Origin of the sequence: Synechococcus sp. MIT S9504, from assembly GCF_047497135.1 — a bacterium.
Taxonomy (GTDB): Bacteria; Cyanobacteriota; Cyanobacteriia; order PCC-6307; family Cyanobiaceae; genus Synechococcus_C.
In genome coordinates, this window is sequence record NZ_CP138942.1 from 192,115 (window position 1) to 206,788 (window position 14,674).

16 protein-coding genes are annotated in these 14,674 nt (G+C 59.4%); 7 read left to right on the forward strand and 9 right to left on the reverse strand.

What is annotated here, in order from left to right:
• The first annotated feature begins 39 nt into the window (after positions 1–39).
• The 3 genes from atpA to SIB58_RS00985 all read left to right on the forward strand — a co-directional run bounded on the left by atpA (position 40) and on the right by SIB58_RS00985 (position 3,010).
• Positions 40–1,560, forward strand: a complete 1,521-nt coding sequence (atpA, locus tag SIB58_RS00975) for a F0F1 ATP synthase subunit alpha (RefSeq protein ID WP_066910967.1) — start codon at positions 40–42, stop codon at positions 1,558–1,560.
• An 11-nt stretch (positions 1,561–1,571) separates the two neighbouring features.
• Positions 1,572–2,522, forward strand: a complete 951-nt coding sequence (locus tag SIB58_RS00980; RefSeq protein WP_066910965.1) for a F0F1 ATP synthase subunit gamma — start codon at positions 1,572–1,574, stop codon at positions 2,520–2,522.
• Between the two features lie 152 nt (positions 2,523–2,674).
• On the forward strand, positions 2,675–3,010 hold the full coding sequence (locus SIB58_RS00985; RefSeq protein WP_066910962.1) for a 2Fe-2S iron-sulfur cluster-binding protein: 336 nt from the start codon (positions 2,675–2,677) through the stop codon (positions 3,008–3,010).
• Between the two features lie 41 nt (positions 3,011–3,051).
• Here SIB58_RS00985 and SIB58_RS00990 read toward each other — a convergent pair whose 3' ends face one another.
• The 4 genes from SIB58_RS00990 to SIB58_RS01005 form a co-directional block, all read right to left on the reverse strand.
• On the reverse strand, positions 3,052–4,362 hold the full coding sequence (locus tag SIB58_RS00990) for a DUF1214 domain-containing protein (RefSeq protein ID WP_082823411.1): 1,311 nt from the start codon (positions 4,360–4,362) through the stop codon (positions 3,052–3,054).
• Positions 4,363–4,548: 186 nt separating this feature from the next.
• On the reverse strand, positions 4,549–4,869 hold the full coding sequence (locus SIB58_RS00995) for a hypothetical protein (protein ID WP_066910956.1): 321 nt from the start codon (positions 4,867–4,869) through the stop codon (positions 4,549–4,551).
• Positions 4,870–4,994: 125 nt separating this feature from the next.
• The gene (locus SIB58_RS01000) at positions 4,995–5,327 is read right to left on the reverse strand and encodes a DUF1254 domain-containing protein (protein ID WP_082823414.1); all 333 of its coding nucleotides are present in this window, start codon (positions 5,325–5,327) and stop codon (positions 4,995–4,997) included.
• A complete protein-coding gene (locus tag SIB58_RS01005) occupies positions 5,328–5,588 on the reverse strand; it encodes a hypothetical protein (protein ID WP_156486748.1) in 261 nt (86 codons plus the stop codon). It abuts the gene before it with no gap.
• A gap of 152 nt (positions 5,589–5,740) precedes the next feature.
• Here SIB58_RS01005 and SIB58_RS01010 point away from each other — a divergent pair, with 152 nt between their 5' ends.
• The 3 genes from SIB58_RS01010 to SIB58_RS01020 are packed head-to-tail and all read left to right on the forward strand — an operon-like array spanning position 5,741 to position 7,430.
• On the forward strand, positions 5,741–5,932 hold the full coding sequence (locus tag SIB58_RS01010; protein ID WP_066911085.1) for a hypothetical protein: 192 nt from the start codon (positions 5,741–5,743) through the stop codon (positions 5,930–5,932).
• Positions 5,929–6,999, forward strand: a complete 1,071-nt coding sequence (locus SIB58_RS01015) for a DUF3326 domain-containing protein (RefSeq protein ID WP_074162602.1) — start codon at positions 5,929–5,931, stop codon at positions 6,997–6,999. The genes SIB58_RS01010 and SIB58_RS01015 overlap by 4 nt, the downstream gene beginning before the upstream one ends.
• 5 nt (positions 7,000–7,004) lie before the next feature.
• Positions 7,005–7,430, forward strand: a complete 426-nt coding sequence (locus SIB58_RS01020; RefSeq protein ID WP_255359967.1) for a YchJ family protein — start codon at positions 7,005–7,007, stop codon at positions 7,428–7,430.
• 4 nt (positions 7,431–7,434) lie between these two features.
• On the opposite strand, the gene ald is transcribed toward SIB58_RS01020, so the two are convergent.
• The 5 genes from ald to SIB58_RS01045 are packed head-to-tail and all read right to left on the reverse strand — an operon-like array spanning position 7,435 to position 13,257.
• Positions 7,435–8,574, reverse strand: a complete 1,140-nt coding sequence (ald, locus tag SIB58_RS01025; protein WP_066910947.1) for an alanine dehydrogenase — start codon at positions 8,572–8,574, stop codon at positions 7,435–7,437.
• A gap of 29 nt (positions 8,575–8,603) precedes the next feature.
• Entirely contained in the window at positions 8,604–10,337 is a 1,734-nt protein-coding gene (locus tag SIB58_RS01030; RefSeq protein ID WP_066911077.1) for an NAD+ synthase, read from the reverse strand.
• A gap of 6 nt (positions 10,338–10,343) precedes the next feature.
• Complete coding sequence (locus SIB58_RS01035; protein WP_066910944.1) at positions 10,344–10,934, reverse strand: nicotinate-nucleotide adenylyltransferase; 591 nt, start codon at positions 10,932–10,934, stop codon at positions 10,344–10,346.
• A gap of 2 nt (positions 10,935–10,936) precedes the next feature.
• Positions 10,937–12,247 carry a GTP-binding protein gene (locus tag SIB58_RS01040; RefSeq protein WP_414494879.1) on the reverse strand — a complete coding sequence of 437 codons (1,311 nt, stop codon included), beginning with the start codon at positions 12,245–12,247 and terminating at the stop codon, positions 10,937–10,939.
• Positions 12,244–13,257 (reverse strand): CNNM domain-containing protein, encoded by a 1,014-nt coding sequence (locus tag SIB58_RS01045; protein ID WP_066911135.1) that lies wholly within the window; start codon positions 13,255–13,257, stop codon positions 12,244–12,246. The genes SIB58_RS01040 and SIB58_RS01045 overlap by 4 nt, the downstream gene beginning before the upstream one ends.
• Positions 13,258–13,310: 53 nt before the next feature.
• Between SIB58_RS01045 and SIB58_RS01050 the strand changes: the two genes are divergently transcribed.
• Complete coding sequence (locus tag SIB58_RS01050) at positions 13,311–14,663, forward strand: aminopeptidase P N-terminal domain-containing protein (RefSeq protein ID WP_255355654.1); 1,353 nt, start codon at positions 13,311–13,313, stop codon at positions 14,661–14,663.
• Positions 14,664–14,674 lie beyond the last annotated feature (11 nt).

The following is a 14,674-nucleotide window of genomic DNA, read 5'->3' on the forward strand; positions in this document are numbered from 1 at the left end:
AGATTTTTCTTTTATTCCCCGTCAAAGGGTTTACCAGCCATGGTTTCCATCCGTCCCGACGAGATCAGCGCGATTCTCAAACAGCAGATCGAGGACTACGACAAGTCTGTTTCTGTCAGCAACGTTGGTTCTGTCCTGCAGGTGGGTGATGGAATCGCCCGCGTTTACGGCCTTCAAGAAGTGATGGCCGGCGAACTCGTTGAGTTCGAAGATGGCACTGAAGGCATTGCCCTCAATCTTGAGGATGACAATGTCGGCGCCGTGCTGATGGGTGAAGGCCTCGGTATTCAGGAAGGCAGCACCGTCCGTGCAACCGGCAAGATCGCTTCGGTCCCGGTTGGTGACGCCCTCCTGGGTCGCGTCGTGAATTCCCTGGGCGTTCCCCTCGACGGCAAGGGTGATCTCGCCACAACTGAGACCCGTTTGATTGAGTCTCCCGCTCCGGGAATCATTCAGCGTAAGTCGGTGCATGAGCCCATGCAGACCGGAATCACCGCGATTGACGCGATGATTCCCATCGGCCGTGGCCAGCGTGAGCTGATCATTGGTGACCGTCAGACCGGTAAGTCTGCTATCGCCATCGACACCATTCTGAATCAGGCCGATCAGGACGTTGTTTGTGTGTATGTGGCCATTGGTCAGAAAGCGGCAAACGTCGCCCAGGTGACGGAGGTTCTGCGAGAGCGAGGCGCACTGGATTACACCGTGATCGTTGCTGCAAACGCCTCCGATCCCGCCGCTCTGCAATATCTCGCTCCCTACACGGGTGCTTCGATCGCTGAAGCCTTCATGTACAAGGGCAAGGCCACCCTGGTCATCTACGACGACCTGTCTAAGCAAGCCCAGGCTTACCGACAGATGTCACTGCTGCTGCGTCGTCCGCCCGGACGTGAGGCCTACCCCGGCGACGTGTTCTATTGCCACAGCCGTTTGCTCGAAAGAGCTGCCAAGTTGTCTGATGCCATGGGCAAGGGCTCCATGACTGCTCTGCCGATTATCGAAACCCAGGCGGGTGATGTCTCCGCCTACATCCCTACCAACGTGATTTCGATCACCGATGGTCAGGTGTTCCTCAGTTCCGATCTGTTCAACTCGGGTCTGCGCCCTGCCATCAACGTGGGTATTTCAGTGAGCAGGGTTGGCGGTGCAGCCCAAACCAAGGCCATCAAGAAAATCGCCGGCACCCTGAAGCTGGAACTCGCTCAGTTCGACGAACTGGCTGCGTTCTCACAGTTCGCTTCCGATCTTGACGCGGCAACCCAGAAGCAGCTCGGACGCGGCAAGCGTCTGCGTGAGCTACTCAAGCAGCCTCAGTTCAGTCCACTGATCCTGGCCGAGCAGGTCGCCATTGTTTACGCAGGGGTCAAGGGTCTGATTGATGATGTCCCCGAAGATCAGGTGGTTCAGTTCTCCCGGGAGCTACGTGAGTACCTGAAGAGCAACAAGCCTGAGTTCATCAAGAAGGTTCAGGACGAAAAGGTGCTCAGCCCTGAGGCTGAAACCATGCTCAAGGAGGCCATCTCCGAAGTCACCTCCACCATGTTGGCTTCCGCCAACTGAGGCCCTGAGATATGGCAAATCTGAAGGAGATCCGAGATCGGATCAAATCTGTCAAGAACACCCGCAAGATCACCGAGGCCATGCGCCTCGTGGCTGCGGCCAAGGTTCGGCGTGCTCAGGAGCAGGTATTGCGAAGTCGCCCCTTCGCGGATCGTCTCGCTCGACTGCTTGAAAACCTCCAGGCACGCATGCGTTTCGAGGATGCCGATGCTCCCTTGCTTGAGCAGCGCAATGTAGAGACCATCACCCTTGTGGCTGTCACCGGTGACCGTGGTCTCTGTGGTGGCTACAACGCCAATATCATCAAACGCACTGAGATGCGTTTTGCTGAGCTTCAGGGCAAGGGATACAAGGTCGATCTGGTTCTGATCGGTCGCAAAGCAATCAGCTATTTCACCAATCGGAGCTACCCGATCCAGGCCACCTTTACTGGTCTTGAGCAGGTTCCGACAGCCGATGAAGCAGGATCGATCGCCAACGAAGTGTTCGCGGAGTTTCTATCCGAGAGCACCGATCGTATTGAGATCATCTATACCAAGTTCATCAACCTGGTGAGCTGCAACCCTGTTGTTCAGACTTTGCTTCCCCTTGATCCTCAAGGTATCGCTGAGGCTGATGACGAGATCTTCCGTCTCACGACAAAAGACGGCGAGCTGCGGGTTGAATCTGGTGCAGGGCCGGCCAATACTCAGCCTCAGCTACCTTCGGACATTGTCTTTGAGCAGAGCCCTGACCAATTGCTTAATGCCCTTCTGCCCCTTTACCTGCAGAATCAGCTGCTGAGATCGCTCCAGGAGGCTGCGGCGTCTGAGCTGGCAAGCCGAATGATGGCGATGAACAATGCCAGCGACAACGCTAAGGCGCTCGCCAAGACACTCACCCTTGACTACAACAAGGCCCGTCAGGCGGCCATTACTCAGGAAATTCTTGAGGTTGTGGGTGGCGCCGCCGCAATGGCCTGATTCGCTTTCAAACTGATTGCCAATCTGTATGGGTTAGTCAGCCGGCCATGGGGCCGGCTTTTTTTTGTGCGGTGCGGATGGTGTGTGGCTGGGGTGGATTCGGGCGGGCTCTACGCTGAGACGAGGCCATCGACGGGAGCATTCCAGGACAGATGAGCGACAACACTCCAGCGGTTTATGCCATCACCATTGAGCTTGATGGCCAGCAGCATCATTTTCAGTGCCAGGACAATCAGACCGTTTTGTCGGCTGCGGAAGAGGCCGGAGTGCCATTACCCAGCTCTTGCTGCGCAGGAGTTTGCACCACCTGTGCCGCACGCATCCAAGAGGGTGAGGTGCACCAGCCTGACGCGATGGGTGTCAAGGAGGATCTGCGCAAAAAGGGCTTCGCTCTCCTTTGTGTTTCCTTCCCACGTTCTGATCTCATCGCGGCTGCAGGTCAGGAGGATGCGCTTTATCAGGCTCAATTCGGCCAGTACCAGAGCTGATGTTCTCATCAGGGTTTGTTGCTTTTCGTCCAGAGATGCGTTCAGGCTTCAGCGCTCAACAGCTCAATGAAGCTGCAGTAATCCATGTCACGCATCTCTGTCCCGATGCTCAGAAGGGATCGCAGCGCAGCTCCGCTGCCGGACTGGACGAAGTCCAGAGCCTGCGCCACATCTGCATCTCTGAATGAATTGGAGTTGAGGTTGCCTATGGCCTCAAATTCCTTGGCAAGATTGATCACGGCACTCTTGTATTTGTCCAGCTTGTTGACATCAAGAAGGTCATGCCCATTGATGTTTTGCCAAAGACCAGTCAGCGCTCGACCTATCGCTCGATTGAGGATTGCCTGGCTTTTGGCGACATCTTGAGCCTCGCGGAAGGAACTGCGAATGACTTGATGAGGCGCGGTGTGCGTCACCGCATTCAGCTCCTTCGCGTGCTCATTCATCATTGTGCCGCTGAGACCTTCATAGGCTGCATTCACGATTCCATCGATAATCTGATCTCGGCTCTGCTCAGAGTGTCCGTTGCGCTGGAGTGCCCAGTCGATGGTCGTGAGTGGTGAAATCACATTCGATTCCGCATCAGCCAGCAGCAAGCCTTCATAAGGCTGGCCGGTGAGGATGTCTGTCCCGCCGTGAAACACCAAGGTTCCCTCTCCCGCAAAGGATGACTGCGCGTACTGCCCGTTTTCGTCAGTGATCACTGTGTCCAGTTCGGACCAATCATGAACCCGTTCTCCCTTGTCAAGATGTATACGAACGAACTGCAGCGGGCCGTTGGTCGTGGTGCCAAGCTTCTTGATGAAGGGAGGCGTCCGGCGCTGATCGGAATTCTGACTGAAAATTGATGCATCTTTGCACCCATTGGCGCGAGTTGGAGTTGGGTTGTACAGCCTGAGGATCACATTGAACTGGTCATTTCTCCTGCTTTCAGCAGGGGTTGACAGCCAGTATTGTCCGGTGCTGCTTGAGCCTGGTGATGTGGAAGCAAGAGTGATGGAGAGATCGACCTCCCCGTAATTCTCCGCGTAGTCAAATTGATTGGACCCCAGCGAATAAACTCCTGTCGTGGGATCGAATTCGTTTTTCAGGTAAAAACTGTTGAGATTGTCTTTGTCTGTTCCAACAAGAAAATTGTCGTTGTCGTAAACGGTGACTGACCAGGATCCTGGTTGATTGATTGGTGCAAGCTTGCTGTTTTCAGGCGTAAAAGTGATGCTGTAATCGTGTTGGGAGGATAAATCCTCTGGGTGTTTGCGGCTCTTGCCAATTCCCTTGCTCGTCTGTGGATAGGTGCCGTCCGATGCCAGGTTTGCCTCAAGCCCAACATCCGCAACGGTGGCGGCGGTGATCCAGCCTGCGTAGTTCTACGTATTGGCCCAGTGTGGTGTTGATGGTCCAGTAATGATCCTCTTCTGTGGGATTTGTGGAGCTGCTGATCAGGTCAATCGCTCTGAGGTCGTCTTCATGCCCTTTGTTGATGATCTCAGGGTTGCTGCCTTCCGGGAAGGAATATTGATTGCTGTTGCTCCGGGCTGTCAGTCCGATCGAATAGTGCCGGCCCCGAAAGCGTTGAAGAGTTCTTGCTGATCGTAAAGCGTTCCTGTTGATTTTAGCTCGCCATTGATGTTGGTTCCAGAGTAGAAAACAAGCGGATGACCTTTGTAGCTGTTGTTGTAGACGGCATTTGAGAGTTGTGTGAAAAAATCAACGGTTGTGGTTGTTTCGTTTCTTGTGACGTCAGAGTTTGAGTAGTCCCTGGTCGGTGTGATGTCGCCGGTGTAGTTGACCTTTGCTTTGAATTCAAGGTTCAATCGTCGGATCTTGTCGATTGCCAGTGCCTGTGACTGGCTCTGCATTAACTTCGGATAGGGGGTTGGATCGCTGTCGGTTTTGCTGTTGCTGCTCAGATAGGGGTCGACATTGATGCGACCGAGAACCCAAGCCTGTGGACTGGTGAGGGCGATGGCGTCAGGATCTTTGGCTAGTGCCTGATTGATGACATGGCTAGATGCGCCGGCCCAGTAAAAAGTTCTTTTGCAATGCCCTGGCTGTTATTGTCCTGCTTGATTTGATTTGCTGAACCATCGCTGAACTGGACATTGGTGTAAGGATCAATCCCCTGAATGCCTGTATAAACCCCTTCGTTAATTTCTGGTGTTGGATAGCTGATTGTGACAACCTTGTTTGAAAGGTCGAGGAAAGAATTGGAGTAAAGAACCTCTGTATTTGGCGATACAATGGTGTCGTCATCATCAATATTCAGGGCGTTGTAAAAGCTGTTCGGAGAGCTCCCGCCGTCTTCGATGTTGTTGATTTACAGCCCTTGCTTTTGCCAAAACTGCTGGATCGGCAGTCCCCAAACAGTCGCGATGACGGCACCGATGTAGGTGCCGCTGCTCTCGATCATCGCTAATTCGCGTGGACCGATGAGTGGATTTTTTGTTTCCTCTGATGCACTGTCTTTGGCTGCGGACTTGGCCTTCTCGTATAACAACCCAAAGAAGAACAACAAACTGTCGGGTGAATCGGTTGTGGTGGCACCTGACAGAGGGCTTGGGCAGGAGCTTGCAGGCATGTCAGCTCGTGTCGACTTTCTTCCGTTGTAGTGATGGTTTTCGTGCTTGTGATGGTTCGTGGCGCTCCGCATCCACAAAGAGTCCGGTGCATGGATCCGCGAAAATCAGCTTGGCGTCTCCTGATTTGTTTCCTGCTCTTTGCCTGTTGGTCATGAAGCTCACTTTTAGGCGGTTGTCGCTGACCAGTTCCGAACCGCTTGCCATTCATGGCTTGCGTTCCTGGGTTCTCCAGCAGCTTCAACGGGAGGGCGAACCGCTGCGCTGGGCCATCACCTCCATCGATCGTTCCCCTGAGACAGCCCAAACTGCGGTTGAGGTCGAAGCGGTGCTGATTCACTCATGACGCTGACCACGGCACCGCTGCCCACGCTGATGGTCGTGCCGACAGGTATCGGCTGTGAGATTGGGGGGTTCGCAGGTGATGCCCTGCCCAGTGCCCGTCTGCTGGCAGCGGCCAGCGGTTGCCTGATTACCCATCCCAATGTGATCAACGGCGCCTCGCTGTACTGGCGTGATCCGCGCATTCACTACGTCGAGGGTTACGCCCTCGATCGTTTTGCCTCAGCTGCCTGGGGGCTGCGCCCCAGGCGCAGTCAGCGCATCGGCCTGTTGCTGGATGCCGGCATCGAATCGGATCTGCTGCTGCGACATCGTCAGGTCGCAGAGGGCTGCAGGGCCAGTCTTGGCCTTGACATCAACGCTGTGGTGAGCACCGATGAGCCTCTGGGTGTGCATCTGGCTGCTGGCCCTAGCGGCACAAGCTGGGGCACCTTGGATCGACCCGATGCGCTTCTGAGAGCGGCAGAGCGCCTCAAGGCAGCAGGGTCAACCGCTATCGCTGTGGTGGCGCGTTTCCCCGACGATCACACAAGTGAGGCTTTGACTGCCTACCGCCATGGGAGTGGAGTGGATGTTCTCGCCGGAGCTGAAGCCGTGATCAGTCATCTGCTGGTTCGGCATCTGAAGATGCCCTGCGCCCATGCTCCAGCGCTTGCGGCTCTGCCCCTCGACATTGACCTTGACCCACGCGCTGCCGGCGAGGAGCTTGGTTACACATTTCTCGCCTGTGTGCTGGTGGGTCTGAGCAGGGCGCCGGACCTGCTGGATCTCTCTTCTGGCTGTTCGATCGCGCCCGATGATCTTGTCTCCGAGCAGTTGGGTGCCGTTGTGGTGCCGGATGGTGCGCTTGGGGGGGAGGCTGTGCTTGCTTGTCTGGAACGGGATGTTCCAGTGATAGCCGTCAGCAACCCAGGCATGTTGTCGGTGACTGCGGAGGCCCTCGATGTGGGGCCTCAGGTGCTGAAGGCGAGCTCTTATGCCGAAGCTGCCGGTTTGTTGGTCGCCCTGCGCGAGGGCCTCGCCATCGCATCTCTTGTCCGTCCTCTGCCCTCTCTGCGGGAGCTGAAGTAATGGCAATGGGCTTTGCCAAGGTCCCAACGCGACCCTGTCCCTGTGGAAGCGGCTTCACTCTGGACCAGTGCTGCGGTCCACTGCACAGGGGCAGGCTGCAGGCGGTGACTGCGGAACAGTTGATGCGATCTCGCTACTCCGCATACGCGCTCGCGCAGGTGGAGTATCTGATCGCCACCCATCCCGGTGCCGTCGGGACACCTGTTGAGCGGCGGCGTGAGCTGCGTGCCAGCTGCCGGCAGACCCGATGGCATGGCCTCACGGTGTTGGACACCACGGCCGGTCAATCGGATGATCTGGAAGGGTCCGTGAGTTTCGAGGCCGTCTTCAGCGTCGGTGGAGCACGGCAGGTGTTGAGCGAACACTCGCTGTTCCGCAGGCGTGATGGCGAACCGACAGGCCCATGGCTTTACATTGGTCCGCTGGATTGACCTGTCAGCGCAGGCAGGCCATCGGGTGCCGCGGTGGTACTCCAAGAGCTTTCGCGACTCCTGGATGACAGACCGCACCCTGCACGGTGTTCAGCCCTGAAAGCAGCTCCGGACGTTCGGTCACGGCCTCTTCCAGGCCGCGTCCAGCGATGCCGAGGATGTAGGGCAAGGTCACGCTCACCAGGGCTTCCGTGGAGGTGAAGGGCACGGCGCCGGGCATATTGCCAACGGCATAGTGCTGCACGCCGTGGATGAACACCGTTGGATCCGTGTGCGTTGTCTCACGGCTTGTGGCGATACAGCCCCCCTGGTCAACAGCGACGTCGACGATCGCTGATCCCGGCATCATCTGCTTCACCATCTCCTCATCCACCAATGTCGGTGCCCGCCCTCCTGGGGTCAGCACGGCGCCGATCAGCAGATCCGCGGTTGGAACCAGGCGCTCCAGCAGTCCGCGACTGCTCACCATGCTGATCAGGCGCCCACGCCGGTCTGCTTCAAGGCTGCGCAACCGCTCGGGGGAGCGATCGAGGAGCAGCACCTCGGCATCCATAGCCGCAGCGAGTCGTGCTGCATTCCAGCCCACCGTGCCGGCTCCCAGCACCACAACGCGGGCTGGACGCACACCGGTGCACCCACCAATCAAGACCCCACGCCCGCCATTGGGCCGTTCCAGAAGCCTGGCACCGACCTGCGCTGCAAGACGGCCTGCGATTTCGCTCATCGGGGCCAGCAGCGGCAGGCTTCCGTTCTCCAACTGCACCGTTTCGTAGGCCACCCCTGTGGTGCCTGCATCCAGGAGGGCCTCTCCCACCTGGCTGTAAGCCGCCAGATGCAGGTAGGTGAAGAGCACCATGTCGTCGCGCAGAAGACTGAACTCCTCCGGCTGTGGCTCCTTCACCTTCACCACGAGGTGGGCAGCCCAGGCTTCCTCGCGGTTCACAAGCCTGGCTCCTGCTGCTGCGAAGGCGTCGTCACTGATGCCTGCTCCGGCCCCGGCTCCGTTCTGGATCCGTACCTCAAGGCCCTGGGTCACCAGTTCACGGACCGCATCCGGGGTGAGCGCCACACGCTGTTCATCGGCCTTGATCTCAGTTGGGACCCCGATACTGGCCATCGGGGCCGTCAGAACGGAATGGGCCATGGAGGACGGAGTCGTGTCTTCAATGTGGCTCAGACGGCGGCGATCGGCAGCCGCCAGCCACTGCCGAACGCCTGAGCACTCACCTTCAGCAACGGCGCTGCCTGTCTGCGTTTGAACTCAGCCCTCCTGAACAGGTTCTCGATCCGTTGCACCTCCTCAGGATCGTGGCCAGCAGCCGTCAGCTCCTGCCCGCTGAGGCGGTGTTCGATCATGTCGATCAGCAGGGGGTCAAGCCGGTCGTAGTCAGGGAGTGAGTCACTGTCTTTCTGGTCTGGACGCAGTTCGGCACTGGGAGGTTTTTCGAGGATTGCGCTGCCAATCAGCTCTCCCTCGGCCGGTAGGGCCAGTTCCTTGCGGCACAAGCTTGCCTCGCTGCTGTCGATCCAATGGCACAGGGCAAACACGGTTGATTTGTACAGATCACCGATCACGGCCAGGCCGCCGTTCATGTCGCCGTAGAGGGTGCAGTAGCCCACCGCGAGCTCTGATTTGTTCCCCGTGGTCAGCAGCAGCTGTCCCTGCTGATTGGCCATGGCCATCAGCAGAGTGCCGCGGATGCGCGACTGCAGATTTTCGGCTGTCACCCCTGAAGGAAGGCTCTCCAGGGCAGGGGTCAAGGTCGCCTGGAAGCCGTCCATCAGGTTTTCGATGGGAACAATGGTGTGGGCGATTCCCAGTCGATCCGCAAGCTTGAGAGCATCTCTGAGTGAGCCGTCCGAACTCCAGGGGGACGGCATCAGCAGGGTTTGCACCTGATCGGAACCGAGGGCCGCGGCAGCGATCACAGTCACCAGCGCCGAGTCGATGCCTCCGCTCAGGCCAAGCAGGACTCTCTGGAAGCCACATTTGCCGGCATAGTCCTTCACACCAGTCACCAGAGTGCGGAACAGCGCTTCCATCTCCTGCTGTTCAGTCTGGGTTCGCTGCGTCGTGGCTGATTCAGTGATTGTCGATGGGGCCCTGTCTGCGGCATTCCAGATCTGTACCGCTTCACGGCAGTTCGGAAGCTGCAGAAGCGGCGTCTCGTCGTTGTTGCCCATCACGAAGCTGGCACCGTCGAACACCAGTTCGTCATTGCCTCCCACCTGATTGACGTATACCACTGGGCAGCCGAGGCGCTGCGCCGCACGTGCCGCCAACTGGCGCCGCAGAGCAGCCTTTCGGCGGCCAAAGGGTGAGGCTGAGCAGTTGATCAGCGCATCGATCCTTGAGGGGATCAGATCGGCCACAGGGTCTGGTCCCACCAGACGACGGCCATGCAGTTCTTGGTCGACCCACAGGTCTTCGCAGATGGTGATCCCCAGCCGCCAGTTGCGGTCTCCGCTGCTGAGTGTGATCTGCCCAGCTCCATGGCTCGGCCTGAAATAACGCGTTTCGTCAAAGACGTCGTAGCTGGGAAGAAGTTGCTTACGGGCCACCACGTGATCGCCACCGACTTGCACGAGGGTGATGGCGTTGAACAGCGCAGGATACAAGGCGTCGTCTGCTGGATCAGCGATTCCCACCAGCAGAGCGATGTCTGACTGACGGTCGGCAAGACCACTGCGGAGAGCGTCGAGGGCCTCCCGTTGCCGTTGCAGGTGCGTGGGGCTGAACAGCAGATCTCTTGGTGGGTAACCCCAGAGCGACAGCTCGGGCGTGACCAGCAGGTCCGGTTGGCTGCCCGTGGTCTCGATCAGGCTGTCGAGACTTTTCAGAATGCGGGTGGCATTGCCCAGCAAGTCGCCCACAACAGGATTGATCTGGGCCAGGGCAACGCGCATCGGCACTCAGGAGTTGGCGGTATTGAATCCATAAAGATTGTGCTTCAGCAGCAGCGGCCAGAGGCATTCCGGCACCTGCTGTCGTTTCTGCTTTTGTTTCACCTGTGAACTGGCAGCAGCGGGAATGCCCAGAGGCAGCACCCTTGCAGCGGCTCCCATCTGGCGAAGGGTCTGCAGAGTGCACAGCTCCAGGGGCCATCCCTCACGGGGCACGATGCCGAGATTGCATTGCTGCAACATGCGCTGAGACTCTTTCCATGCTGGGATCTGTTGAGCGAGATCGCTTCCCACGACAAAACAGAGGCGGTGGTCAGGCCAACGTTCGCTAGCCCGTTCCAGTGTGGTGACGGCAAAGGGGCTGCTCAGCTCCTGGGCCAGTTGCAGCCTGGGACTGGCGATCGATTCAACCAGGGTTTTCAGCAGGTCACAACGCTGCTCAAGATCGGCGTCATGGTGTTTCATCGGGTTGTCACTGGCCCATGTGGCGACTCGGTCAAACTGGGTTAACAGTCCTTCCAGCAGTGCCTGATGGCCCACGGTCGGAGGGTCGGCACTGGTCCCGAGTAAGGCAATCTCAGCTCTGGCTGTTGTCGCCATGGTCAGGGCAACAGTGATGGCAGAGGCGGGCGCGACTGCGGCTGGGGCCACTCCTGCATCAGCTCGACGATGCCACGATCCGACTGGGCCAGCCGCCGCATCAGAGTGGCTGGCCCTGGCTGAAGTCGACGTCCCCGGCCCCGTTCCTCCAGCAGCCAGCGTGCCGTCATCCGACCGGTGCGTCGTGTCGTGTGCACGGCCAGTGCCGCCTGGGCCAGGGCCACTGGTGCGGCAGGGGCCAGTGTCAGGCCAGCACTGAAGGGTGCGGCCAGCAGCAACAGCTGCCGCAACGAGCCCAAGGCGACCTGTAGCCCCAGCTGTGCACCCCCCAGCAGAGCGTTCTGCCCACTCAGCTGGCGGATCAATTTGCGAGCCGCCGGTCCCCCGAGAGGAAGGCCATAGAGAGAGCATAGATGGCGGACAAGGGCCGCATCACAGGCGAATCCCCCAGCCAGATCCAGAAGCAGCAGCGGGTTGGCGGCGACGCCGGTGGCCTTGAGTGCGGCGTAGCGCCCGATCAGCCCCTGGGCTTCCCTCCGGCGTCGCTGCAATCTCCCTGTCTCCAGCTGTTGCTGAATTCGTGTGGCCTGCCTGAGGCTGTTGAGCAACAGCAGGCTTTGGCCATGTTGTTCGAGCAGACGGCTGAGACCGCTCGCCAGTGCTTCCACGTCGGCTGGTTGCTCACGGCTGCGGATGCGGCCATCGCTCAGTTGAACCGCCTTGCGCGGTGCGGCGGACACCGCCAGCGGAGCCGGCAGCCCTGCTGGAAGTCGGCTGTGGATGCTGCGCAGCAGATCCGGCAGTTGATCCTCTGGCCAGCAGTCGCTGCGGTTCAGCACCGTCCACACCGGCTTGCCCATGGTCTGGAGCGTATCCAGGGCCTCCAGTTCCACCCGCGTGATGTCGCCGTCCAGCACAAGAAGCACAAGATCGGCATGCAGGGCCACCCTGGCCGCCAGTCGTGCTCGAGCCGGACCATCCACCTCGTCGATGCCAGGGGTGTCGACCAGTTGGACGTTCTGCAGGCCTGGAATGGTTCTTGGCCAGGCCACGGCCTGCTGCTGACGCGTGCAGCCGTGGGCCACATCCGTGGCCATCAGCTGCTGACCGACCAGGGCATTCACCAGGCTGGACTTGCCGACGCCCACTCGGCCGAACACCGAGATCCGCAGCCTGCTTCGCTCCAGGCGTTCAAGCTGGTGATCCAGAAGCCGAAGCGCACCGGCCAGAAGTCCCTGTTCACGGCCATTCAGTTCCAGCCTGTCTCGCCAGCCCTGCAGCAGATCTCTGCAGCGATCCTCCAGGGCACTCATGGAGCGGCCTCGCCTGAGGTGTTTCTCCACCAGCCGGCCAGCACGGCCAGCACGGCCTCTGGGCCAATCACGCCCACAAAGCCACCGAATTCATCCACCACGACCCGCACACCGCTGTTATCGCGGTGGAAGCCGGTCAGCAGGCGGTCGGCTCGGATCATTTCGGGAACAAACTCAGCCGGTTCACTGAGGTCGGCTGGTGTCAGATGTCCCTTGTTGCGCACCAGGGCGCTCAGCAGACGGTCACGGTTGGCGACGCCGAGCACCTTGTCCACCGCATCGCCGAGCACCACCCACCACTGGGCTTCGTTGTCGAGCAGTTCGACTCGCAACTTCTCGATGTTGCAGGCGCCATCAAGTGTTGGAGCTGCCACCCGCGGTGTCATCAGATCACGAGCGGTGAGGTCATTGAGCTGAAACACCTTGGAGATCATGGCGGCTTCATCGGCCTCGATCTGCCCTTTCTGAGATCCGAGCTTCGCCAGCAGCCGGATCTCTTCCTCATCCGTGCTGATCTCACTTTCTTCCGTGATCGCAGGAAGGAGTCGCTCCAGCAGCAGCACCAGCGGTCGCATGAAAACGCCAAGCCAGTGAAGAACCGGAGCGCTTGCTAGCGAGACCGGCAATGCCAGGCGGCTTCCGATCGCCTTGGGCAGGATCTCCCCGAGCAGAATCACCAGAACCGTGAGGCTGACAGAGAACAGGGCCAGAGCACCATTTCCCGCGTCCATCTTTTCCGTGAACACCCAGGAGGCATAGCCGCCGAGCATCAGGCTTCCGAAGATGTTGAAGCCGTTATTGGTGATCGCCAGCACCGACAGGGTTCGACCCAGGCGCAGCCGCAGCTGCGCCAGCCTGCGGGCTCCGGCCACAGGTTTCGGCCGGGCTGCCAGTTCATGCACTCGCACCGGATTCACGGTCAGCAGCGCTGCTTCCACCCCGGAGCAGAGGGCGGATCCGGTCAGCACCACCACCACCAACAAGAGAAGGATCAGCAGGTCGGAGGTCATGCGCGGACGCTTTGACTGCCATCCTGACGTTTCTCCGGTGCCCTGTCTCTGTCGTGGCTGATCTCGCCCCTGTTTTTGATGCTCAGCTGTTCGCGGATCGCCGTGAGCGGTTCATGGCAGAACTGGGTGAGGCCGCTGCAGTGATTCCAGCGTCGACCCTGGTCACTCACCACGCCGATACGGAGTGGCCCTTCCGCCAGAACAGTGATTTCTGGTACCTGACCGGGTTTGATGAGCCCGATGCCGTGGCCCTTTTCCTGCCACATCGCCCCGAGGGTGAGCGGTTTGTGCTCTTCGTGAATCCCCGTGAGCCAGCTGCTGAGGTCTGGACCGGTCGACGTTGGGGGTGTGAGGGTGCAGTGGAGCGCTTCGGTGCTGATCTCTCGCATCCGCGCCTGGAGCTCGATGCCCTGCTGCCGCAATACCTGGACGGTGCGGAGGGCATCGCTTTCCGTGTCGGCAGCCATCCATCGATCGAACCCCTGGTGTTGCGTTCGTGGGGTGCGCAACTGGATCGGGCATCTCGTACCGGCAGGGCTGCACTGGCGCTGCTTGCACCCTGCCCGCTGCTGCATCGGATGCGCTTGCGCAAGCAACCCGCTGAACTGGAACGTCTGCGTGAAGCCGGGCGGATCTCTGCTTCCGCCCATGAGCTGGCTAGAGCTGCCGTGCGCCCTGGGATGAACGAGCGACAGATTCAGGCTCTGATCGAACAGCATTTCCTTGAGTCAGGAGCCCGTGGAGCCGCCTACGGCTCGATCGTCGCCGGCGGGGACAATGCCTGTGTTCTTCATTACATCGACAACAGCGCAGTCCTTCAAGACGGAGATCTGCTGCTGATCGATGCGGGTTGCTCACTTCGCGACTACTACAACGGGGACATCACGCGGACGTTCCCGGTGAGCGGTCGCTTCAGTGGCGAGCAGCGGGAGCTTTATTGCCTGGTGTTGGCGGCACAGGAAGCGGCGATTCGCCGGGTTAAGCCAGGGCATACCGCCGAGGACGTTCATGACGCGGCTGTGCGTGTTCTGGTGGAGGGTCTTGTGGATCTGGGCCTTCTGGAGGGAGAGGTGGATGGTCTGATTGAGCAGGGCTGCTATCGCCATCTGTACATGCACCGAACTGGGCACTGGCTGGGGTTGGACGTCCATGACGTCGGCGCCTATCGGCTCGGCGAGCACCACGTGGAGCTGGAGCCCGGCATGGTGCTGACGGTGGAACCTGGTCTTTACGTCAGTGACCGGCTTGCGGTTCCCGAGGGACAGCCTGCGATTGACGAGCGCTGGAAGGGCATCGGTATTCGCATCGAGGACGATGTTGCGGTCAGGGACCTTGGCGAAGTCCCCTGCGGTCATGAAGTGCTCACTTCCGCAGCTCTCAAAGCTGTGGAAGACATGGAGCGCTAGGAGGCCCAGCA